The sequence below is a fragment of the Dehalococcoidales bacterium genome, assembly GCA_041656115.1.
GTDB lineage: Bacteria > Chloroflexota > Dehalococcoidia > Dehalococcoidales > UBA5627 > UBA5627.
In genome coordinates this window covers 102,315-123,888 of the sequence record JBBAED010000004.1, presented here as the reverse complement: position 1 = coordinate 123,888, position 21,574 = coordinate 102,315, and the positions used below count along the sequence as shown (strand labels likewise).

The window sequence follows — 21,574 nt, the reverse complement described above, 5'->3', positions numbered from 1 at the left end:
TGGATTTCTAGTCGTCCGAGGGCTTTGCAGTTTAAAGAGTGGTACCCCTGGAGAGAGTCGAACTCTCGACACGCGGTTTAGGAAACCGCTGCTCTATCCACTGAGCTACAGGGGCATAGCGAAAAATCAAACGGCTTTGAGAATAAACCTTTGCGCCGCTAACAGAGAGATTGTAGCAATAAAGGCTGTTTTTGGCAACTGATTTCAAATTTTTAACGCTAATTTAGTTCCATTATAAAATATTCCCCTCTTAACCTATGGTCTTTAGGCGACCCTTATTATATAATGGGTGCATTATTTTGCATAAAAGTAACAGCTTAAATATAATAACTGCGGCTGGCATGCTTATCTTTGTGCCATTATCCCCAATCCTTTGTTACAAAGGGGAAGCGGTATATATATGTTAGGTAAAAAAGACGGGAATAATTTGAAAAAAGAACGCGACGATGCCGTTTCGGAACCTACCCCTCCAACAAAAAAATATTGCCTTTCTTACGATAACATTGACGGCGGCGTAATTATTGTCCAAGACAATCAAATTAAGTTTGCCAATTCGATAATGTCTCAAATTACCGGGTTTTCTCTAGGCGAAATAATCGGAAAAACACTGCCTGATTTTGTTGCCCCTCAATTCAAAGACCTTGTTTCTGAAAGATACAAAAGAAGAATGGCCGGCGAAGACGTTCCTCATAGATATGAATTGGAAATAAACGCCAAAAACGGGTTATTTGTACCTGTTGAAGTAAATGCCTTTATTATAGAGCACGATGAAAGCCCGGCTGATATGGCAATCTTTCGCGATATTACAGAGCGCAAGGAAGCGGAAAAATCTTTACGCGAAAGTGAGGAGCGTCTCAGGCAGGTTGCCGACAGTGCCGACGAATGGATCTGGGAATCTGATGCCGAAGGAATGTACACCTACTCAAGCCCGGCGGTTGAAAGAATACTGGGCTACTTGCCGAAAGAGCTTGTCGGCAAGAAACACTATTACGACCTCTACGGCTCCAAAATTCAGGAAGAGTTTTTAAAAATGGCCAAGGAAGCCATAGAGCAAAAACGGGCTTTGCGTAATTTCATTTATCCGAATACCCATAAAAACGGCGAGATGGTTATATTGGAAACAAGCTCTGCTCCTATCCTTGATAGTCAGGGTAATTTACTGGGGTATCGCGGGGTGGATAAAGATATTACCGAGCGGATTAGGGTTGAGGAAGCACTGAGGCAGGAGAAAGATTACGTACGAAGTATTGTTGATACCGCAAGGGCAATTATTCTGACACTGGACACCCAAGGGCGCATTGTTGATTTCAATCCGTATATGGAAAGTTTTTCCGGATATTCTTTAGATGAAGTTAAAGGGAAAGATTGGTTCGAAACATTCCTTCCGCAATATAATAGGGAAAAAACCAAAGAAATCTTTGCAATTGCTATCGACGGCCAAAAAAGGGTCGGAAATATCAACTCAATTGTTATAAAGAGCGGTGAAGAACGGCTGGTGGATTGGTATGATACGCCCCTTAAGGATAAAAACGGAAAGATTACCGGGCTTTTAGTTGTCGGACACGACGTTACCGAGCGTAAAAAGGCGGAGCAAGCGCTCTCCGATGAATTAATCCGCCGCCGGATACTTGTTGAACAATCAAGGGCCGGTATTGTTGTTCTTGATGAAAACGGCGCTGTTTTTGAGGCTAATCAACATTTTATAAATATGGTCGGCTATACCCCCGATGAAGTCAAAAATTTACACCTTTGGGACTGGAGTATTGAGGCGACTCGAGAGCAATTAAAAAATACTTTGCGCAGTGTCGATGAGAAGGGACGTCGTTTTGAAACAAAGCATCGCCGCAAAGACGGAACCGTTTATGATGTCGAAGTCAGTATCAACGGAGCCTTTTTTGCCGATAAAAAATTGGTTTTTTGCATTTGCCACGATATAACAAGCCGCAAGGAAGCCGAAGAAGCCCTCAGAAAAAGTGAAGAGAGCTACCGCTTTTTGGCCGATAACGCCAAGGATTTAATTTATCGTTTGCGTCTTTTGCCGACCCCGCGGTTTGAGTATGTCAGTCCTTCGGCAACCGCTATTACCGGTTTTACCCCCGAAGACCATTACGCCGACCCCGAATTGGGTTTTAAATTGGTGCATCCCGATGACAGGGCTAAGTTAGCTGAAATTATGCAATCACCTGAAGCTGCCAAGCACCCTATTGTCCTTAGGTGGGTTAAAAAAGACGGCAGCATAATATGGACCGAACAACAGAATACGCCCATTTTTGATGACGAAGGGCGGGTTGCGGCGATTGAAGGCATTGCCCGCGATATAACAAGCCGCAAAGAAGCCGAAGAAGCCCTCAGAAAAAGTGAAGAAGAGTACCGTACCCTGTTTGAAACGATGGCTCAAGGGGTGATATTTTGGGATAGCGCAGGAAAACTGATTTCTGCAAATAAAGCGGCTATCGATATTTGGGGGTTAAATTTGGAGGTGGCGTCCGATAAAACCGTATTTGATGGCGAAATAGTGGCAGTTACCGAAGAAGGACTGCCTTTTCCCAAAGAAGAATTCCCGTCTGTTTTGGCTTTGCAAAACGGGCAAGCTGTAGAGGGCGTTGTAATGGGTATTTTAAAGCCTTCGGGGAAAGATTACCGTTGGGTGGTTGCTGGTTCCAGACCCAGATTCAGAAACGGAGAAAAAAGGCCGTACCAAGCCTATGCCACGTTTACCGATATAACCCAAATTAAAAAAATCGAGAGGGATTTAATTAAGTCCGAAGAAAAGTTGCGGCAATCGATAAACAGTTGGGAGGCTACATTTAACTCGATTGAAAGCGTTATTTGCCTGCTTGATCTTGACGGAACAATTATAAATTGTAACAAGGCAATGAACAAATTGACAGGCAAAACCGATAAGGAAATCGAAGGCAAAAAGTGTTATGAAGTAATGCAATTTGCAAGCGAACTAACAAAAAGCTGCCCCCACTTCAGGTCGGTCAAAAGCGGGCGCCGGGAATCGGGAGAATTTGAAATCGATAATAAGTGGTATTACGTTGCTGCCGACCCGATGTTTGACAGCAAAGGCCAAGTAGTTGGTTCCGTGCATATAATGGAGGATATTACCGAACGCAAAAAAATGGCGGAAAAGATGGTTTTAACGGATCGTTTGGCATCTATCGGTGAGCTGTCCTCCGGTATTACCCATGAGCTTAATAACCCTCTTACAAGCGTTGTCGGGCTAACCCAACTGATGCTTGAAAAAGAAAACATTGCGCCGGATTTGTTAAAAGATTTGCAAATGATTAACAGCGAAGCGCAGAGAGCTGCCAGAATTGTTAAAAATCTGCTTGTTTTTGCACGTAAACATGAAAATGAGATGCACCCGGCAAGTGTTGAAAATATTTTGGAGAAAGTTTTGGAGCTGCGTGAATACGAGCAAAAAGTCCATAACATAAACGTAATCAGGGATTATGCGCCGGATTTGCCCTATGTATCAATGGATTGGTTCCAGATTCAGCAGGTTTTTCTAAATATTGTTGTTAATGCCGAGTTTGCAATGAGCGAAGCAAATGGCGGAGGCACGCTTACAATCAAAACCGAAATGGTTGAAGGAATGGTTAAGATATCCTTTATTGATAACGGCCGCGGAATCGACCCGGAAAACATTAAACATCTGTTCGATCCGTTTTTTACAACAAAGGTCGTGGGACGGGGGACCGGTTTAGGTTTAAGTATTTCACATGGTATAATTTCACAACATCACGGGAATATTTATGTTAAAAGCAAATTGGGCGAAGGTTCTGTTTTTACGGTTGAGCTGCCGCTAGTCCAACCCAAGACGGATGAATGAGGAAACAATGTTAAATCACTACGAACGTTCATGGACGATACTGGTGGTTGATGACGAGGAAGTTATCAGACATCTTTTATGCCGTAAATTAAAATCGGAAGGCTATGATTGCTTAAAAGCCGAAAATACGCAACAGGCAATGGAGCAAATGCGCAAAAAAGCGGCCGATCTTGTAATCTTGGATATCCTAATGCCCGGCGGCTCCGGGATTGATTTTTTGCCGAAGCTTAAAAAAGCCTTTCCCGATACTGTTGTGATTATGGCAACCGCTGTCGGCGATACCGAAACGGCGATTAAGTGCGTTAGATTGGGAGCTTACGACTATTTTATTAAGCCCTTTAATTTGGATGAGGTGGCTCTGAGTGTAATGCGTGCATTGAACGTACGGCGTTTAGAGATGGAAGTTTTGGATTATCAGCACAACTTGGAGGAAAAAGTAAAAGAACAAGCGGATAAAATCCGTAAATCTTTTATGAATATTGTTACCTCGCTGGCGCTGGCGTTGGAAGCCAAGGACGAATATACAGGGTTCCACTCAAAGAGGGTTGCCGAAATTTCGGTAGCAATTGCCCGTAAGTTGGGCATAAACGAAAAAACAATAGAGAATATTCGTGTTGCCGCCCTTGTTCACGATATCGGTAAAATCGGTGTTAAAAAAGAAATACTTAACAAACAGGATATCCTTAGCGACGAAGAATTTGAACATGTTAAAGAGCATTCGATAATCGGAGAGCGCATTTTAAAACCGGTTATTGATGAGCAGGAAATCCTGGATATGGTGCGTTTGCATCACGAGCGTTTTGACGGCACAGGTTATCCCGACGGGCTTGCGGGTAATCAAATTATGCAAGGGGTGGCAATCCTGACACTGGCGGATGCCTATGATGCCATGACTTCCGACCGCCCTTATCGCAAATCACTGGGGCATGAGGCAGCGGTTTGCGAGATTAAAAAAGGTTCGGGCGCCCAGTTTGACCCCGCTGTGGTGGAGGCCTTTTTAGAAATTGAAGACAGTTTAACTTCAATGTAACCGTTATCGTCAATTCCGCACTATCCAACCGCACTGCCTTGCCGTAATTACGGCAATATAATATAATCCGAATGTACCCCCTTTTTTATCCGGTAGTTCTATAATACCGTTCCAAGCGCAAATTTTTAACTAAAGCAAATCCGACAGGCATAAAATGCAGGGTTTGAGAAACAGCGCGCCGGGAACTTTAGCATTTCGGCTAACTTTACGGCAGTTTCTTTGTTTTATTGAAAGTTTTGAAAATTGTTTTTTACGGTATTTATTTTTATAGGGTTTGCCCTTTGCCGGTGTGAATTTTTGTGTTAGGTCGGCCGTTTTATAAGTTGATAAAATTGTTGGTGCGGTATAGCATTTTATTTTTATGAAAATATTTAGTTTTTTAAATCCGAAGCCTACGATATCCGAGCAAGATATTAAATCAGGGCTGCGCTGGTTAACTCTGGAAGGCGTTGCGGCACTGAGCTTTAATAGCATTACTACCAGCGGTATCCTGGCGGCGTATGCCTTGGCTCTTGGCGCAAGTGTTCCCCAGATCGGTATAATGGCCTCAATTCCGTTTCTGATGCAAAGTTTCCAAAGCGTTACGATTTTACTGGTTGAGAAGTTCAGAAAACGTAAAGCGATTGTTGTCCCGTCATATCTGCTGGCGCAGCTTGTCTGGATTCCGGTTGCGCTGATTCCCTTATTTATGGTTACCCCCAGTGCGGAAGCGGTCTATTTGTTACTTGGGCTATTGGTAATAAACGGCTTGCTGCGAGCATTTACCAATTCAGCGTGGAACAGTTGGATTCGCGACCTTGTGCCTCAATCAATCCTTGGCCGTTTTTTTGGCAGAAGGTTGGCCCTTGCGGGGATAGTTAGTGCGATATTCAGTTTGGGTGCGGCCTTTTTTGTCGATTATTGGTCCGGTTTATCTTCTACCGGTAATATCGCGTTGGCTTATACTTGGGTTCTTTTATTTGGCACCGTATTTTTGGGCTTGTCTTGCCCGGTGTTTATGTCATTAATGCCGGAGCCGATGATGCAGCCGGTAGAAAAGGATTCGGTTTCTTTGAAAGAAAGGCTTATCGCGCCTTTGCGAGACAAAAACTTCAAAAAACTGGTCTCTTTTTTATTGTTTTGGAATATCGCTTCAAACCTGGCGATTCCCTTTTTTGCCGTCTATATGCTGACATATCTGGGTTTGCCTCTTTATTGGGTTATCGGGCTGAGTATCACAAGCCAGCTCTTTAGCGTTATTTTCCTTCGGGTTTGGGGCAGCTTTGTGGATCGTTTCGGTAATAAAGTTATTTTATATATGTGCGCATCCCTTTATTTATTGGTGATTTTCGGCTGGATGTTTACGGCAATGCCCGATAAATATTTCTTAACCATGCCCTTGCTTGTGGTTTTGCATATATTTGCGGGAATCGCGATGGCCGGAGTTAACCTTACCGTCAGCACAATCGGTTTGAAGTTGGCGCCTGCCGGTCAGGCCGCTTCCTATCTTGCCAGTGCTTCCGTAGCCACCAATCTCGGTATCGGAGTCGGACCGCTCTTTGGCAGTTTATTAGCCGGCTTTTTTGCAACAAGGCATTTAAACCTTAACATAACATGGATTAGTAACGGCAGCATGGCGGAGTTCCCGATTTTAGTGCTGAACGGATTGGATTTCCTGTTTTTGCTGGCCTTTATTGCGGGTTTAGCCGTTATTGGCTTACTGGCTTCTTTAAAGGAAGAGGGCGAGGTTGGCAGCGAAATCGTTTTAAATTCACTTTTAAATCCGTCACGGGACTTCACGAGCCATATGAGTTCCGCTCCCGCCCCGATGACATTTAGTAATTTTCCTTTTAACCAAGTAAGGCGAATTGGAATTCCGGGGTTGGATGTGGCCTTGGGCGTTACCGTTTTTCAAATAGCGGAAATTGCCAGAATGGCTACCGTTACGGCATTACAAGGTAAAAGGTTGACTCAGAGATTGACAAGGGCTTTTGAAAGGGATATCTCTGTCCTTCCGCAATCCCCGGAAGATATGAAAAAGCACGGAATGGAAATTTCCAGACAGGTTGCGCGCGGAGCGATGCATGCCATTGAAGAGACTCCGGAGGATGTCGGCAAAATAGAAAAGGCGATTGTAACAAGCGTTATTAAGGTTATGACCGATGCCGGCGTTGCCCCCGAGGATGCAATTATCGGGGCAAGCCAAGGGATTATAGAAGGTGCTTCCGAGACGTGCTGTGATTTGGCAACCGCGACCCGTAGAACCGTTGAGGCGGCGGTCAAGGTTTCAAAGCAGGTGAACTTGTCGAAAGATGAAGCGGTTACAAAAGCGACCGAGGGTACTTTACAGGCTGCGGAAACAATCAGCCCCGAGGCGCTTGCCGAGGTAAAAAATGCCTTGCCGCCCGAGGAGACTTCTTCAGCCAAAGAAGGAGTCGAATAATGTCGTTATGTTAAGATAATTCCATGCTTCGATTTCCCCCAACAGGCGTTCGGATTGTATAATTTACTAAAGTTTTCGCAATAAATTTTTAGGTAAACATGCTAAGTATTTTCGAAATTTCAAAATCGTTCGGTTTACGCACATTGTTTGCGGGTTTGACGCTTAGTGTTGGCGAAAGCGACCGTGTTGCCGTCCTTGGCCCTAACGGTTCGGGCAAAACAACCCTTTTTGAAATTATATCCGGTAATGTGACCCCCGATGAAGGTTTAATCACTCGCAAAAAAGGAACCACAATCGGTTATTTGCGGCAGGAAGTGGAGCCTTTTTCCGACAAGCTTTTATTGGATGAAGTCGCCGTTGCCTGTGAAAAAACAAAGGCAATTCAAGAGCGGATTGATACAATAGTTTCTAAGCTGGAGCAGCTCCTTGCAGACGATGAAAAAATGTCCTTGCTGGCGGAATTGGGGGAATTGCAGCACCGTTTTGAGATTCTGGGCGAGAACGATGTTGAATACCGTGCCAAGGCCATCCTCTGCGGGCTCGGTTTTTCCGAAAATGATTTTGGGCGGCCTTTAAAAGAATTTAGCGGCGGTTGGTTAATGCGCGCTTCGCTGGCAAAATTGTTGGCGGTCAACCCGGATCTCCTCCTTTTGGACGAACCCACCAATCATCTTGATTTGGAGTCGTGCATCTGGTTTGAAAATTATCTTTTACGCTACGACGGCGCGGTTCTTTTAACATCACACGACCGGCTTTTTTTGAATAAGGTTACCAATAAGATTTTGGCGATTGAAAACGGCAAGCCAGTTTGCTTTAACGGAAACTATAACGGCTATATTGAAATGCGTGACAAAGAGGCTCAAAAACTGGAAGCCGCCGCCGAAAGACAGGAAAAGAAAATCGCTAAGCAAATGGAGTTTGTTGATCGTTTTCGCTATAAAGCTACCAAAGCCAGGCAAGTACAAAGCCGTCTAAAGCTGCTGGCTAAAACGGAACTGATTGAAGTCCCCCGCATAACCAAAAGAGTAAACTTTAATTTCGCCGAAACCGAGCCGAGCGGGCGGGAAGTGATTAACTTAAAAAACTTGCATAAAGCGTACGGTGAAAAGGTAATTTACGCAGGGATGAATCTAACAATCGAACGCGGGGATAAAGTGGCTTTGGTTGGCCCCAACGGTGCCGGTAAGACAACCCTTTTAAAAATTCTTGCCGGGGTGCTGCCATTTGAAAAGGGCGAACGGGTTTTGGGGCATAAAACGGAAACAACTTATTATGCGCAACACCAGTTGGAGCTTTTAAATCCGGCAAATGATTTATTATCCGAACTGCGCAGGGTTTCACCCGAGGCAACCGACCGGGAGCTGCGTTCGCTTTTGGGGGCCTTTCTTTTTAGCGGTGATGACGCATTCAAAACGGTATCTGTCCTTTCCGGCGGTGAAAAAGCGCGTCTTGCAATTGCAAAAATGCTTTTAAAGCCGGCCAATTTTATCTTAATGGACGAGCCGACCAACCATCTTGATATTGCTTCGCGCGAGGTTCTTACGGATGCGCTCGAAGAATACGACGGGACACTATGTTTTATTACACATGACCGCCTGCTGATTAATCAGGTTGCCAATAAGATTATCGAAGTCAGAAACGGTGTACTTTCGTTTTATTTGGGAGATTACGATTACTATACCGAGAAAAAGAAAGAAAATGAGGTACCGGGCGAGAATTCTCCGGTTTGTAAGCCCAAGCCTGTGTTTAGTGACGCAAAGCAGCGTAAAAATAAAGAAGCAACGCTTCGCAACGATTATTTTCGTAAATCCAAGCCTTTAAAAGCCGAAATTGAAAAGGTTGAAAACGAAATAGCGCAATTAGAGGCTGAAAAAAACAAGATTGAATCCCTTTATGCCGACCAGACAAGCTACAATGACGGTGCGGCGATGGTAGAGGCTACTTCCAGACATCAACAGGTTCTGGCGCGCATTAAGGCGTTGGAAGCGCGCTGGGAGGGGTTAAGCCTCCAGGACGAAACCATGAAACAGGAGTTGGCGGAGGCGATTCGTGCTCTGCAGTAATATTAAAGTATGGATAACGAAAGAAGAATAATATTGGCCTCATCATCCCCTCGCAGGAAAGAGCTTTTGGAAAATATCGGGCTGCGCTTTGAGGTTGACGGCAGTGGTTTTAATGAGGAAATATGCCGGGAGCCCGATTCGCATAAATTGGCGATAGAATTGTCGCTGCGCAAAGTTACGGCGATTGCCGAAAAATACCAGGATGCCGTTATTATCGGGGCGGACACCTTTGGGGTTCTTGACGGGCAGATAATCGGCAAGCCTAAAAGCCCTGCGGAAGCGCGCACTATGCTTGCGCGGCTAAGCGGCAGGCATCATTTTGTAATTACGGGGTTTACCGTTACGGATACCGCAACCGCTAAAACATTATCCGCTGCGGTTGAAACTAAGGTTTATATTAAAAAACTGACATCCGCGGAAATTGATGCTTACGCAAAGACGGGAGAACCGCTTGATAAGGCCGGGGCATACGCAATTCAAGGGTTGGGTGCGTTAATTGTCGAAAAAATCGAGGGCGATTATTTTAATGTCGTCGGGCTGCCGATTTATGCACTGGCTAATACCCTGCGTGAATTCGGGATTCGTCTGTTTTGATTCAAACCTCAAAAAGTTTGTATACATCTATTGACAAATGTATACAAACTGATATACTTTGTATACAAGTTTTATGGAAATGTATACAAAAATGAAGAAAATTGAACTCGGGAAATTAATCAGGCAACCGGCTGGTTTTAAGGCTTTTATCCCCAATCCTTTCCCGCCGCCTAACGGTTTTGATTTGGATTTATCAATCTTGAACAAAGATAATATCGCCACTCGTCTTGTCGGAAAGCTGGATGGTATTACTAAACTGTTACCGGATTCGGACTTTTTACTTTTGATGTATCAGCGTAAAGATGCGGCTTCTTCGAGTCAAATTGAGGGAACAAAAGCTACGATGGCCGATGCTATTGAGGCCGTGATTAAAATAACCGATAAAACCCCGCCCGATGTGGATGATATCCTCCATTACATTAAGACATTAAACTACGGCATGAACCGCTTATCTGAAGATAACTTCCCGATTTCACTGCGGTTTATTCGTGAACTGCACAAGGAATTGATGACCGAGGCAAGGATTTCGCAAAATCCGTCTCCCGGCGAATTTCGTAAGAGCCAAAATTGGATTGGCGGCAGCCGCCCCGATAATGCCGGGTTTGTTCCGCCGCCGGTAGATGCCCTTATGCCTGCGCTTTCGGATTTGGAGCGATTTATCCATACAAAAGATAATCTTCCGGTTATTAGCAAATCGGGATTAATTCATGCACAATTTGAAACTATTCATCCGTTTCTTGACGGTAACGGCAGAACAGGCAGAATCTTAATCCCCTTTTATTTGTGGCAGGAAAAATTTCTTAAAAAACCGGTATTATTTTTGTCGTCTTATTTTAGACGAAATCAAAATGTTTATTATCAAAAGCTGGCGGCTTATCATGATGGCTATGTTTCGGCATGGTTGGATTTTTTTCTTGACGGTGTAATCGAGATTGCCAATGAAGCTATTGAAATCGTCGAAAGGATTACTGCCCTGCGCGAAAAAGATATTAATATCGTCGGCGCGATGAGTAAAAGAGCCGCGGAGAGCGCATCAATGATATTGCCAAAGTTATATGCACAGCCGATTGTTGATGTTGCAACCGTTCAAAAATGGACCGGATTCACACGTGCCGGGGCGCAGAGAGTAATTGACCGTTTTATTGAAAAGGGAATCCTTTTACCGACAGATGAGGATCAAAAATACGGTCAAACTTATGTTTACAAAGAATATTTAGATATCTTTAGCGATAAGAATTAAAAAGCACATTTTTACAAAAATCGGCGGCATCAACAGTTTCTAAATTCCCTTTACAAAAGAGGCGGCGCTTTTACCCGCTACGTATCCGGTTGAAAAGGCGGCTTGCAAGTTGTAACCGCCGGTTTCGGCATCAATATCCATTACCTCACCGCAAAAAAACAAACCCTTTACCAGTTTTGACCCCATTGTTTTGGGGTCGATTTCTTTAAGCGATACCCCGCCTGCGGTAACCATTGCAGACGTAAGCGGCAGTGTTGATTTGATATTAAAACGCAGGGATTTTAAAAGTAACAGCAAGCGTTCTCTTTCGGCGGCGTTAATTTGATTTCCACATTTTTCGGGGTCGATATGCGACATCACAACAAACGGTTCAACCAGCTTCTGAGGCAGGAGCTCTTTGAGAATATTGCGGAAACTGCGTTTTGAATAGGTATTAAAATCACGCTGTAATCTTGCGCTTAGTTCCTTAAAGCTAAGCGCCGGTTTTAAATCAATCATTACGCTGACGGGTCCTTTTTCCAATGCCTCGGTAACGGATAAACTCATTAAAAGGGTAATCGGTCCGCCGATACCGAAATGAGTCATCATCATATCGCCCATGCGGCTTTCGATAATCGGCGCTTTGGGGCTTTTCCCCGCTATTCCGCGTCCGCAGTCTTTGGTTGGAGCAATTGAAGGGTCTATATCGTCCGATTTGCAACTGTAAGCGGTCAGGCGCACATTTTTTAATGTTACCCCTTGCATGCTTTTAGCCAGTTCGATTTCTTCGGTTACCAAAGGAACCAGCGCCGGCCGCAGGGGAACAATTGTATGGTTTAAGGATTTTGCCAATCTGTAACCGTCTCCCGTTGAACCGGTTCCCGGAAACGATGACCCGCCGGCGGCAATAATTACCGCCTTGGCCGGATATTCCCGTGTTTCGGTTTTTACGCCTGTTATTTGCTCCCCGTCGGTCATAATTTCGATTACTTTGGCGTTTGTTTGCAAGCTGACATTGTTATCAGAATTATATCTTCCAAGCGCTTTTACAACGTCTTCGGCGCTATCGGAAACGGGGAATATTCTCCCTCCGCGTTCCGTTTTTGTTTCGACGCCGTAACGTTTCAAGATTGCCAGCAGTTCGTCTCTGAAAAATTTACTAAAGGCATTGTAAAGGAACCTGCCGTTACTGCCGAACATCGGGATAAAATCACTGACTTCTTTAGAATTGGTTATATTACAGCGTGTCTTTCCGCTAATTAGGATTTTATTGCCGATGGCAGAGGTCTTTTCCAATAAAAGAACTTTTGCTCCTTCTTCAGCCGCTCCGGCAGCCGCCAATAACCCGCCGGCTCCGCCCCCGATAACAATGATTTGATTAGTATCCATAGGAATATCAGTTTACAGATTTTTGGCCGCCGTAACAAGGCCGGGCCTCATGCAGCTTTATTTTTCCCCTTTTCAAAACGATTTTGCAAAAATTTCAAACTTATTATAAAATTAGGGTAGTAGTTTAAGTTGAAGTTATTACAGGAATTCAGAATCAAGGTATATTCTCCTCCCCATTGGATGACTCAAACTCTGAACTAAAAATTTTAAAAGAGGAGGTCATTCAATGAGTTTCAAGGACAAAACAATCCAGTGTTCCGACTGCGGTGTCACGTTTACTTTCAGCGCTGAAGATCAAGAATTTTTCCAGTCAAAGGGTTATACCAATGAGCCCAAGCGTTGTCAGTCGTGCCGTCAGGCAAGGAAGAACGAACGCGGCGGAGGCGGAAACTTTTCTTCGGCACGTCGTATGTACCCCGCTACTTGCGGCAGCTGCGGCCAAACCACCGAAGTTCCTTTCCAACCGCGCGGTGACAAGCCGGTCTATTGCAGCGATTGCTACAGAAAAATAGGCCGCTAAATTATCGGCTTTGAAAAAGTTTGAAAAGGCGGGCTCTGTTAGAGCCCGCCTTTTTTATTACATAGGCCTGAGTTCAAAATCCAAGATGGTTGCGGCGAACAAGTCAAATATTTTGTTGTAACTATCTTTATGACTAATCCCAATCGCTAAACGGCGAAGAAGCCGCAAATGAAATCAAGAATATAGAAGAACAATTGGTGGGAGGCTCAGATAATACAGTAATATAAGGGTCTTATTTTATCCTAAAAAGGAAAAACGGTGCGGATTAAAATCATATAGCATAAGGTTCCGCCGCCGATACTCCAAAACATGTTCTTTCTCCATAAATGAACGACAACAACAAAGGCAACCGAAATCAGCTCTGCCAGCCCAAAGGGGAATCGCGTTAAATCAATTGCTCTTAAACAATAAATTACAAGCGTTGCCATTATGGCGCCGGGTAAAACTTTCCCGAGGTAGGTTACAAACGGCGGCAGTTCTTTTTTGTTGCCAAAGACCATAAAAGGCAGTGCTCTGGTTACCCAAGTACAAACCGCAACTGTTGCAAAAACCGCGATGGCATACCACACCGAAACGCTCATTACGATACTGCCCCTTCTTTTCTTAGATCGATGCGGTTTTTAAACAGTGCCAGTAAAACTACCGTTAAACACAGCGACGGCAGTATAAAATTGGCGGGGCCCAATAACAGCAAAAACAATAAAGCAGAAATTATGCCAATCACAACCGGAATTAATTTTTTGGTTTGTTTGATATGGTTTGTAAGCAGAACAACAAATAAAGCCGTCATGCAGAAATCAATGCCGGTCATATCAAAAGGAATCAGCGTGCCTATTAAAACACCCAATACGGAGCCGAAAATCCACCAACCGTGATTGAATAAGGAAATGTAAAAAGCGGCTTTATCGCGGTCAACTTCCGGAGGATATTTACATGTGCTTAACAAAACATAAGTTTCATCGGTAAGTGCTAAAACCATGTAGGGATATTTCCGCCCCATCCCGCGAAATTGGTCAATAAAACCGATACCGTAAAAAATATGACGGGAGTTAATCAGTAAGGTCATCACGGCAACAGTTAGAATCGGGGCGCCGGTAACAAGCAGCGGTATCATTAAGTATTGGATTGATCCGGCATAAATAAAGAGACTGCCAAAAAGCGCCCACAGCACGTTGTATCCCGCTTCCTGCAAGAGGATACCGAAGCCAATCCCCAGGAAAATATATCCGAATATAATCGGGGTAATCTTTTTGAAGGCAAATGCTACGTTTTTGCTAATTTCCCCAAAACCTCAAAAATTATAACTCGGCATTTCAAGCTTAGAGACTAAAGCCGATACAATTCATGATTATAGCACTGAATGCATGTACAGATAAACTGATATCCCAAGGTTACGGCGTTGTCTGCGCAATCGTTTACCCGAATTGATCGACTGTCCGTTTAAAGGCAGATTGTTCTAAAATCCAGATAAGGTCTAAGCAGCATCGTTCCGCCGCCTTCGGAGACAACCTTTGCTGCCATCGCTGCATCTTTAACCAAAGAACCTGCCAAGTGTGTTACCGGTGTATTTGCAAAAACCTGCGGGTACATTGGCGTTGACGGCCCAAGAACGATTACGGCCCGCGGATTATTGAGTCTGCCGACTAAATCGTCAAAAGTGTTCGTGATAATAGAGGTTGCGGTGATAATTGCCACGCTGCAATTCGAAAGCGCTGTTTGCCCGTCTTCTGGCGAAACGGTTCCCGGCCTGTCGTTTTTTAATTCCAGGATATCGAGTTTGCATCCTATTTTCTTTAGCTTAACGATTATTGGCCCGAAAAACCCAACCATTGCCACCTTGTCATCCGCTGTGACACCCACTAAATCCAGAATGTCTTCTTCCGCTGTTTGCGGGCGCGGCAAGCCGGAAATCAATGCGTTGGCGGTTGCCAAGCCGATTGTTCGCGAGAGGGGTTTGGCGTTATCCACTAACGATTCCAAAAGTTCCGAGGCGGAGCTGCCGGCCAGTTTACCGGCTCTGTTTTCATGGGTGCAGCTGCCGCTTGTGTTTTGAGCAGTCCATGCCAGCCCCAAGTTGCCGTTATCAAGCTTAACACAGGTATACCCCAGCCCGATACGAACATCAGTTACTCCAACACCTTCTGAACCCTGTTTTAAGGCGTTAATTATTCTTGCTTGGATTGAGTTTTTCATATTGTTTTTTTACCCCTTATATTATTATGGCGGAATTAAAACAATTTATAACACGTGCAATATATCTAGGTCAATATTACGTAACGGAATTTATCCTAATAGGTTGTGGTAACGTCGGCAACTGTAATTAACCGATATCCCCGTATAGAGATTTGCAGCGTATAAAATAATCGAAGTAACCGTTAGTTTAATGCCTTTAATTGGTTAATAATAGTTTGTATCATGGCGGTAACTTCTTCACGGTTAATGTAGCCTTCTGCAGCCAGAGTGCTTGCCACCGGCAGCCAATGCGTGGTTGTATAGGTATGCCCGTCTTCGGTAGAATGCTCCACTTTTTCATCGTGTTTTGTTAATGAGTGGCAATACTCCGTGCCTTTAGGGCAGCAGGGGATATTGCACAATAACGAACCGGTTATCAGGTAGTTACCGACTTTGAGTCCGAGGTAATTGATTAGCTTTTCGGGAGGCGGCGCTGTCTTTGGCCTTGCGATTGCCATACTGTCGAACCCTCCGCCTGCCGGCTTGCGCTTTTTTTGAGAGGATGCGGTTTGGGGTTTAACGGGCTTTTGAGGGATAAGGTTTTCCTTTTCAAAAACCAGAACGGGATAGCCAAGGAAGGAATCCCGATAGTAACTCAAACCGCTTTGCGATTTAATATCGCTTTGCACTTGAGCCAACTGACCGGGAAGACCGGCGATTATCTTTAATTGCTCTTCGGTCATATGCTCCCTTATTTGCGGATCGTTCAGAATATCAAGCATATTTCTGCCGCTGATTGTCATGGTGCGAGTGGGGTTTAGGTTCTCCAACGCCTCTTCGGCCGCCGCTTCACTGCCGTAATCGCCGATACTCACAGCCAGTTCAAGATCGAATTTTTCATCACGCATTTTGTTGTACATAGTTCTTGTTGCTAAAATGTCACTCGGTTTAAGGGCAGGGATCATTCCGCTTTGAGCAAGTTCCATCATGGCATCAAAAAAACGGGTCATTGTAACGGGTACAGAGATGCCGTGGACAACTATTGCGTTGCCGTTTTCATCAACGTGGGTGCCGCCGGAGGCCATTAGCTTATCGGCATAGGTTCCCGGGTTTATATGCCCCAGCCTTACGGTGAGTTGCCGCCCGCTGTCGGAACGGGAAATTACTTCCCAGTGGGATGGTATGTCTTTTTTGTTAAAAACAGTATCAAACTTGTTCATAAACTTACCTCCTTATCCCCCTGTTTGAATATTAGTTTAGCAATCCGGCGGTGTCAATAGATATCAAGGCTTTTTCCGTATAAACACCGGATTCTTCCCCTAAAAATTCCGAGGTTTAATTTGTTTAGAGGGAGCATAAGGCTTGATTTTTTGTAAAATAAGACCCTGAATGTATTGCTATCATTTTTCTTTTATGATATCCTCAAACGAAATGCCAGCTTAACTTTTTACCTTGGAATAACTATTTAAGGAGAGCCGGTGATGATAAACTTTGAAAATATGGTCCAATCACTTAAGAGTCGTCTGAAGTGGTTAATCACTAAGGATGGGATTCCCCTCCTGATTACAATCCTTGCGGGTATTCTCTTTGGCGCGGCCATTAACGGCGCGGTCGGTCTTATTATGGCAACCGTTTTAGGGTTTGCAATTCTAAAGCTGCTTAACAGGCTGCCGATTCAATTTACCCCGTGGCAATCTTTGGTTTCGTTCATTACCCCGATTGTTGCCAAGATTTGTTTCTTTATGGTTTTCCTTTTGCCGGTGGCAAATTCCCTTTTCTTGCCGACCGGACATTCACCGGATACCCTCCCCAAATATCTGAGCATCGTGATTCTTAAACCGCAAAATCTGTTTTCAATGCCAACCAATGCCTTCCCGGGGATTGTTTTGATTGTAATTGTAAGCATTATTTTGATGTTTTGGGGCGGAATGAAGCTCGACCGCAAACGCAATTTCATACTGGCGCTTTCGGGCTTGTTGCTGTTTACACTTTCGCCGACTATCGCATCAATTTTCGGCGGCGATTTTAGATTCCGTTTTAATATCGGGATTTTTAGTGTCGGTTATTATATGACATGGATTGGGCTTTTACTGGTTGTTTTGAACAATTTCTTGGCTCGTTATTTAAAACCCGCACCGGTCTTAAATTACAATCCGAGCGGATTTTATAGTTTGGTGCCCGCGGTTTTGGCGGTCGGAATTGCAAGCAAGTTAGGTGCGGTGGATTTGTACGCTCTTGGGCAAGGTTTTGTTGATTCAATTGTTTTTGGATATACCCATCATGCGATTGCCGCTGTTATTTCCGGGGCTGTCGCCGCTGTCGGCGGCGCCGTGATTGTTAGCGGCGTTGATAGCGCCGGAGGATACGGAGGAAGCCAAGCCTCTTATTTACCGGAAATCTCAACCGATCCCAGAGACGAACCGGGTACAATCGTACAACGTCATCCGAACGGTACGGTTACCAAAAGAGCGCCGGACGGAACCGTCGGCACTTTATCTCCGGACGGCACGCAATATATCGAAAGCCCCAACGGCGGCAGGGCGGTCTATTATCCTGACGGTTCGGCAAATATTTGGGATCCGATTGAAGGTTCTGAAATTCATCATCCCAACGGCGACTTTGAGAGAATAACTGCTGACGGAACCCGAAGCACGATTACCAATAATGAAGATGGCAGTATGGATATAGTTTCGGGGTGGGGCGGCAGTTTGCATATTCCTGAGGACGGTTTCCCCGAGGGCAGTATAACTGCGGCTAATGGAGACGTTATTGCCTTAAACGGCGATGGGTCGGGTACTTATCAAACCCAATATGGGACAATTAATATTGATAAAGACGGTAATCTTTCGGGCTCAATAACCGATGAAGGAGGCAATTCCCTTACGGTTAAGCCCGACGGGAGCATGGAAGGGGTAACCGCCGCAGGCGACAAACTGACCGTTGATGCCGATGGATTAAGAGCAAAATTTGCCGACGGCTCGTTTTTTAATACGGATGCCGAAGGGAACCTGACCGATTGTCATGTTACGGACGATAAAGGAGTTACCTACGATCTTAAAACAAATAAAAACGGAACTGTCCAAATCAAAGACAGTACCGGCAATTCGGGGACATTTAAGCCGGACGGGACAGGGGAAATAAAAGGCTTCGACGGCAGTGTGCTAAAACAGGATGCGGACGGCAGCGCTACCTATGTCAGCCCCGAAGGAACAGCTTGGTCGGCAAATGTTGACGGCAGCAGTTCAGTAGTGGATGCCCAGGGTAACAGGCTTGATTTGGCACAGGACGGGTCGGTTACGGTTAAAAATGTAAGCGGAGAAACTACCTCTTATACAGCTGAGCAAGTTAACCAAATGAAGGCACAGGAGGTAAGGTAGATGTACTATCAGACAAATGACGAGATTGCCCGCAAGTTATTGCAAACTACGGTTCAAATCGAAAAAAATGCCGAATTTGCTTCCTCCGCATTAAAGAAAATAAACAGGGTCAACCCGCTAAATACGGTTCCCCCGTTGCAAATATGCCGGGCGCTTGTTATCTTAAACGATTCCGAGGCCAATGATAAGAAGCCGGAAGCGGCTGCCGTATTGGTGGATCTTCTTAATAATAAGCCGATTGAATTAAAATGCCAACAGTGCGGAGAACCGTTTGAAGCCGGAATGAAGTTTTGTGAAAATTGCGGCAATAAATTGTAAACTTATTTAAATACAGCTAAAAAATGTTTTCGGATTAACTGCCCGGTAATTAAGTCGGGCAGTTAGTTTTTTAGGCCTCTTTATGAAAATCTTATGCCTAAAAAGGCCTCATTAAAATCCTTTTATCAATTCACTTGACAGCAGTATCAGCTTTGTTGTACATTATTGCAAGTTGTTGCAATAAGATAATTACCTAAATGCAATTGTATGCAACAATATAGAAAATCGAAGATGGTTAGATTCTAAAATGGGTTATAAGTAGGTTTAAAGAATTTTTTGCGGATGTTTATCATCGCCTTCTGCTAAAAGTCCGAGAGTGTTCAATCGCGTCCGTAGCTAATAACAAAAATAAGCGCGGATTTATTTTTTATAATGCAAGGATTCGCAATTGCATATAATAGTTAAGAGATTAAATAAATATCCGGAGGTTTCAATAAAAATGGATGTTGAAAAAGATACTGCGGCGCCCGAATGCATACAACTAAAACCGATTGGTTTTGTATCTAACCAAATCCAAAAGCCGGTTCATTCAAAAGGAATGCAAACCCTATCCTGGCAGGAGAGGGTTAAAAAAATGCGTGAGCAAAAAGAAACGGTCTCCGAAATTGAGGTCCTTCCCGAATATGCGGATATGCTTAGCGGCACTGAAGAATTTTCACATCTGATGATTCTCTATTGGGCGCACTTAATTCCGCAAGAAGAACAAATGGGAACACGCGTTTTCCCGTTTGGAAATCAAGAAGATTTCCCCGAGGTCGGCATTTTTGCGACTCACAGCCCGAAAAGGCCAAACGGAATTTTGGTTACCCCCGTGCGTTTGTTGGAGCGAAACGGCAACATTCTGAAGGTAACCGGCCTTGATGCCGTTAACGGCAGCCCTGTATTGGATATTAAAAGTTTTGTGCCGGAAAACAGCGGCGACGAAATAAGAACCCCTGAATGGCATAAAAAAATGAAAGAACTTATAAAATAAAACCCGATTAAAAGGAAGGATAACCACATGAATAAAAAGTTATGGGAAAAAGCGGTGGCGTTTCACGGGCACGAGTGTCCGGGGCTGGCGATTGGCTTTAAGGCCTGCGAGGCAGCGTTTGAGAAAATGGGTATTGGCGTGTCGGATGACGAACAAATAGTCTGCATTACCGAAAATGATGCCTGTGGGGTGGATGCCGTGCAAGCCCTTTTAAGTTGTACCTTCGGCAAAGGTAATCTAATCTACTGCGGTACCGGGAAGCAGGCGTTTTCCTTTTATAATCGTGCTGACGGTCAAAAAATGCGGGTTTATTTAAAGGTTTCCAGAAAAGACGAAATAGACCGCAACGATTGGAAAGAATACCTCTTGCAAGCGCCCGTTGATGAAATCTTTAGCTTTTCCGAACCCCAATTTGAGCTGCCGGAAAGGGCCAGGCTTTTTAAAAGCCTGACATGCTCCGTGTGCGGTGAGAATGCGGCGGAATTCCAAATGCGTTTTCAGGACGGCGAAGCCGTTTGTATCAGTTGCAATAAAGATTATAATAGAGGTTGGTAGTTCAAATGAAAAAAATAACAGCATTTATTTTATCAATTCTAATCGTACTCGGAGGGTTTGTCGGCTGTGCCGGTAACGGAGGAAACGGAGCCGATGAAACAAGACCGATTACCGACAGCGCCGGTCGGACAGTGGAAATTCCCTTAAAGGTTGAAAGGATTGTACCGCTCGGGAATGCCCCTCGTATGGTTACCTATCTCGGTTTATCAGATAAAGTAGTCGGTTACAGCGGCTCGGATCCGACAAAAGCGACTCCCGTAACTGCTTATGCCTATGCCAACAGAGAAACATGGGCTAATGTACCGATTGTCGGTACGGATTCAGCCGGTGCAACGGCTTATTACCCGGAGGAAATCATTGGCGTTAACCCCGATGTAATAATTTGTTCATATCCCAAAGAACTGGCGGATGAAATCCAAACTAAAACGGGAACCCCCGTTGTAATTGTCCCGCAGGGTGAATTGTTTGGGAAAGACTATGAACAAGCGCTGCGCATAATCGGAGATGTCTGCGGAGTCAGTGATAGAGCGGAAGATGTAATTAATTACATCAATAATTCATTGGCGGACTTAAAAGCCAGGGCTTCGGCGATAGCTGATGCCGATAAACCCACCGTGTTGGGGGCTGCCGCAACCTTTAAAGGCGCTCACGGGATAGAAGGGGTTTATACCAAATACGCCGTATTCCAAGCGATTTTGGCAAACGATGTTACCGAAGGGCTATCCGAAACAGCCAGCGGTGTTCTGATTGATAAAGAAAAAGTTATCGTTTGGAATCCGCAATATATTTTCTTTGATAGTGGCGGTGTCGGTTTGGTGCATGCCGATTACGGGAAAAACCCTGATTTTTATGCTCAACTGGTTGCCGTTAAAGATGGCAATCTCTATCAGTATCCGAGTTCAACCTCCTATTATTCAAACGTTGAAATTCCGATTGTAAATGCCTATTATGCGGCAAGCTTACTTTATCCGGAACAATTTAAGGATATTGATTTTGAAACAAAGGCCAATGAGGTATTTAAGTTCTTTTTAGGTGTCGATAATTACCTCGATGAACTTGTCGCAGTCGGCGCCGGTTACGGTAAAGTTACAATCGGAAATTAGT

17 protein-coding genes and 1 tRNA gene are annotated in these 21,574 nt (G+C 44.5%); 12 read left to right on the top strand and 6 right to left on the bottom strand.

The window, feature by feature from the left end; all coding sequences use genetic code 11:
• Nucleotides 1–39 precede the first annotated feature (39 nt).
• Nucleotides 40–115 (bottom strand) — tRNA-Arg (locus WC958_03930).
• 285 nt (nt 116–400) lie between these two features.
• On the opposite strand from WC958_03930, the gene WC958_03925 reads away from it, so the two are divergent.
• The 6 genes from WC958_03925 to WC958_03900 all read left to right on the top strand — a co-directional run bounded on the left by WC958_03925 (nt 401) and on the right by WC958_03900 (nt 11,187).
• On the top strand, nt 401–3,838 hold the full coding sequence (locus tag WC958_03925) for a PAS domain S-box protein (protein MFA5629381.1): 3,438 nt from the start codon (nt 401–403) through the stop codon (nt 3,836–3,838).
• 7 nt (nt 3,839–3,845) lie between these two features.
• The gene (locus WC958_03920; protein ID MFA5629380.1) at nt 3,846–4,868 is read left to right on the top strand and encodes an HD domain-containing phosphohydrolase; all 1,023 of its coding nucleotides are present in this window, start codon (nt 3,846–3,848) and stop codon (nt 4,866–4,868) included.
• Nucleotides 4,869–5,229: 361 nt separating this feature from the next.
• The gene (locus tag WC958_03915) at nt 5,230–7,290 is read left to right on the top strand and encodes an MFS transporter (GenBank protein MFA5629379.1); all 2,061 of its coding nucleotides are present in this window, start codon (nt 5,230–5,232) and stop codon (nt 7,288–7,290) included.
• 143 nt (nt 7,291–7,433) lie between these two features.
• Nucleotides 7,434–9,353, top strand: a complete 1,920-nt coding sequence (locus tag WC958_03910) for an ABC-F family ATP-binding cassette domain-containing protein (GenBank protein MFA5629378.1) — start codon at nt 7,434–7,436, stop codon at nt 9,351–9,353.
• Nucleotides 9,354–9,362: 9 nt separating this feature from the next.
• A complete protein-coding gene (locus WC958_03905) occupies nt 9,363–9,947 on the top strand; it encodes a Maf family protein (GenBank protein MFA5629377.1) in 585 nt (194 codons plus the stop codon).
• Nucleotides 9,948–10,038: 91 nt separating this feature from the next.
• On the top strand, nt 10,039–11,187 hold the full coding sequence (locus tag WC958_03900) for a Fic family protein (GenBank protein MFA5629376.1): 1,149 nt from the start codon (nt 10,039–10,041) through the stop codon (nt 11,185–11,187).
• Between the two features lie 39 nt (nt 11,188–11,226).
• On the opposite strand, the gene WC958_03895 is transcribed toward WC958_03900, so the two are convergent.
• A complete protein-coding gene (locus tag WC958_03895) occupies nt 11,227–12,555 on the bottom strand; it encodes an NAD(P)/FAD-dependent oxidoreductase (GenBank protein ID MFA5629375.1) in 1,329 nt (442 codons plus the stop codon).
• Between the two features lie 226 nt (nt 12,556–12,781).
• On the opposite strand from WC958_03895, the gene WC958_03890 reads away from it, so the two are divergent.
• Nucleotides 12,782–13,075 (top strand): zinc-ribbon domain containing protein, encoded by a 294-nt coding sequence (locus tag WC958_03890; protein MFA5629374.1) that lies wholly within the window; start codon nt 12,782–12,784, stop codon nt 13,073–13,075.
• A 242-nt stretch (nt 13,076–13,317) separates the two neighbouring features.
• Here the strand turns inward: WC958_03890 and WC958_03885 are convergent, their stop codons facing one another.
• From WC958_03885 to WC958_03870, 4 genes are all read right to left on the bottom strand, one after another.
• On the bottom strand, nt 13,318–13,656 hold the full coding sequence (locus WC958_03885) for an AzlD domain-containing protein (protein MFA5629373.1): 339 nt from the start codon (nt 13,654–13,656) through the stop codon (nt 13,318–13,320).
• Nucleotides 13,656–14,309: an AzlC family ABC transporter permease gene (locus WC958_03880; protein MFA5629372.1), complete on the bottom strand. Its 654-nt coding sequence runs from the start codon at nt 14,307–14,309 to the stop codon at nt 13,656–13,658. The genes WC958_03885 and WC958_03880 overlap by 1 nt, the downstream gene beginning before the upstream one ends.
• A gap of 206 nt (nt 14,310–14,515) precedes the next feature.
• Complete coding sequence (locus WC958_03875; GenBank protein MFA5629371.1) at nt 14,516–15,268, bottom strand: DUF364 domain-containing protein; 753 nt, start codon at nt 15,266–15,268, stop codon at nt 14,516–14,518.
• 182 nt (nt 15,269–15,450) lie between these two features.
• Nucleotides 15,451–16,467, bottom strand: coding sequence for a hypothetical protein (locus WC958_03870; protein ID MFA5629370.1), 1,017 nt, complete (start codon nt 16,465–16,467; stop codon nt 15,451–15,453).
• Between the two features lie 261 nt (nt 16,468–16,728).
• On the opposite strand from WC958_03870, the gene WC958_03865 reads away from it, so the two are divergent.
• The 5 genes from WC958_03865 to WC958_03845 all read left to right on the top strand — a co-directional run bounded on the left by WC958_03865 (nt 16,729) and on the right by WC958_03845 (nt 21,573).
• Complete coding sequence (locus WC958_03865) at nt 16,729–18,624, top strand: hypothetical protein (protein MFA5629369.1); 1,896 nt, start codon at nt 16,729–16,731, stop codon at nt 18,622–18,624.
• A complete protein-coding gene (locus WC958_03860) occupies nt 18,625–18,942 on the top strand; it encodes a zinc ribbon domain-containing protein (GenBank protein ID MFA5629368.1) in 318 nt (105 codons plus the stop codon).
• A gap of 439 nt (nt 18,943–19,381) precedes the next feature.
• Complete coding sequence (gene tsaA, locus WC958_03855; GenBank protein ID MFA5629367.1) at nt 19,382–19,915, top strand: tRNA (N6-threonylcarbamoyladenosine(37)-N6)-methyltransferase TrmO; 534 nt, start codon at nt 19,382–19,384, stop codon at nt 19,913–19,915.
• A 27-nt stretch (nt 19,916–19,942) separates the two neighbouring features.
• The gene (locus tag WC958_03850; protein ID MFA5629366.1) at nt 19,943–20,470 is read left to right on the top strand and encodes an FmdE family protein; all 528 of its coding nucleotides are present in this window, start codon (nt 19,943–19,945) and stop codon (nt 20,468–20,470) included.
• 5 nt (nt 20,471–20,475) lie between these two features.
• The gene (locus WC958_03845; GenBank protein ID MFA5629365.1) at nt 20,476–21,573 is read left to right on the top strand and encodes an ABC transporter substrate-binding protein; all 1,098 of its coding nucleotides are present in this window, start codon (nt 20,476–20,478) and stop codon (nt 21,571–21,573) included.
• Nucleotide 21,574: the final 1 nt, after the last annotated feature.

Excerpts from the sequence above, each read along its gene's own strand:
- WC958_03905 (MFA5629377.1), top strand. The coding sequence starts at position 9,363 with ATGGATAACGAAAGAAGAATAATATTGGCCTCATCATCCCCTCGCAGG.
- WC958_03850 (MFA5629366.1), top strand. The coding sequence starts at position 19,943 with ATGAATAAAAAGTTATGGGAAAAAGCGGTGGCGTTTCACGGGCACGAG.
- WC958_03875 (MFA5629371.1), bottom strand. The coding sequence starts at position 15,268 with ATGAAAAACTCAATCCAAGCAAGAATAATTAACGCCTTAAAACAGGGT.
- WC958_03915 (MFA5629379.1), top strand. The coding sequence starts at position 5,230 with ATGAAAATATTTAGTTTTTTAAATCCGAAGCCTACGATATCCGAGCAA.
- WC958_03865 (MFA5629369.1), top strand. The coding sequence starts at position 16,729 with ATGATAAACTTTGAAAATATGGTCCAATCACTTAAGAGTCGTCTGAAG.
- WC958_03890 (MFA5629374.1), top strand. The coding sequence starts at position 12,782 with ATGAGTTTCAAGGACAAAACAATCCAGTGTTCCGACTGCGGTGTCACG.
- WC958_03900 (MFA5629376.1), top strand. The coding sequence starts at position 10,039 with ATGAAGAAAATTGAACTCGGGAAATTAATCAGGCAACCGGCTGGTTTT.
- WC958_03925 (MFA5629381.1), top strand. The coding sequence starts at position 401 with ATGTTAGGTAAAAAAGACGGGAATAATTTGAAAAAAGAACGCGACGAT.
- tsaA (MFA5629367.1), top strand. The coding sequence starts at position 19,382 with ATGGATGTTGAAAAAGATACTGCGGCGCCCGAATGCATACAACTAAAA.
- WC958_03895 (MFA5629375.1), bottom strand. The coding sequence starts at position 12,555 with ATGGATACTAATCAAATCATTGTTATCGGGGGCGGAGCCGGCGGGTTA.
- WC958_03845 (MFA5629365.1), top strand. The coding sequence starts at position 20,476 with ATGAAAAAAATAACAGCATTTATTTTATCAATTCTAATCGTACTCGGA.
- WC958_03920 (MFA5629380.1), top strand. The coding sequence starts at position 3,846 with ATGTTAAATCACTACGAACGTTCATGGACGATACTGGTGGTTGATGAC.
- WC958_03860 (MFA5629368.1), top strand. The coding sequence starts at position 18,625 with ATGTACTATCAGACAAATGACGAGATTGCCCGCAAGTTATTGCAAACT.
- WC958_03870 (MFA5629370.1), bottom strand. The coding sequence starts at position 16,467 with ATGAACAAGTTTGATACTGTTTTTAACAAAAAAGACATACCATCCCAC.
- WC958_03885 (MFA5629373.1), bottom strand. The coding sequence starts at position 13,656 with ATGAGCGTTTCGGTGTGGTATGCCATCGCGGTTTTTGCAACAGTTGCG.